Below are 596 nucleotides of genomic sequence, written 5' to 3'. Positions count from 1 at the left end.
TGGGGTGAAGAATCCAAGTCTCGTGTCCTCGAGTTTTTGCCAACCTTAGATAAACGTTTGTCAGAGAGTGAATACATCGCGACAGACCCGTTTTCCGTTGTCGATATTACCGGTTATATTTTCATTGGTTTTGCGGTGAATGGTTTGAGTATTGAAGTCTTCGAGAAGTACCCAAACATCGCTCGCTGGTTTGAACAAGTGTCTGCCCGAGACGCATTCCAAAGCTAATTTTTTCGCAGCGAGCGTTTTCTCTCTCGCTGCGTATTGAACGCCAATGACAAAAAGGTATTCAAATACTTCAAGTTTTCTCTTCTTTTTTTACTCATCTCCTATAATTATTTTTATATACAACAACCTCAATAGGCTTCAATGCGTTTTAGAGCAGAGTGCTCTTAGTCTGTAGACGTTCTTTTCATTTAGAGATGTCTGGCAAGAGACAAGGAGAGGTTATGAATCTTCAAATCAAAACCATCAACAACGTACTGTTTGCTTCGCTCGTTGTTTCTATTTTTGGTTTAGTTGCGATGTACCTGAACTATACGCAGCAAAGTGATCAAATAGAGCAATTGCGCGGGCAGCTTATCGAAAAAGAAAAT

The 596-nt window shown here is 40.3% G+C and carries 1 protein-coding gene; it reads left to right on the top strand.

Annotation, left to right across the window (positions count from 1 at the left end; genetic code table 11):
* Positions 1-228 (top strand): glutathione binding-like protein (locus tag R7E78_RS28420; protein ID WP_318058919.1); only part of this gene is annotated, 228 nt, incomplete at its 5' end.
* Positions 229-596: the final 368 nt, after the last annotated feature.

The sequence above is a fragment of the Vibrio sp. YT-19(2023) genome (genome assembly GCF_033337395.1).
This window is presented reverse-complemented; position numbering and strand designations above follow the sequence as displayed.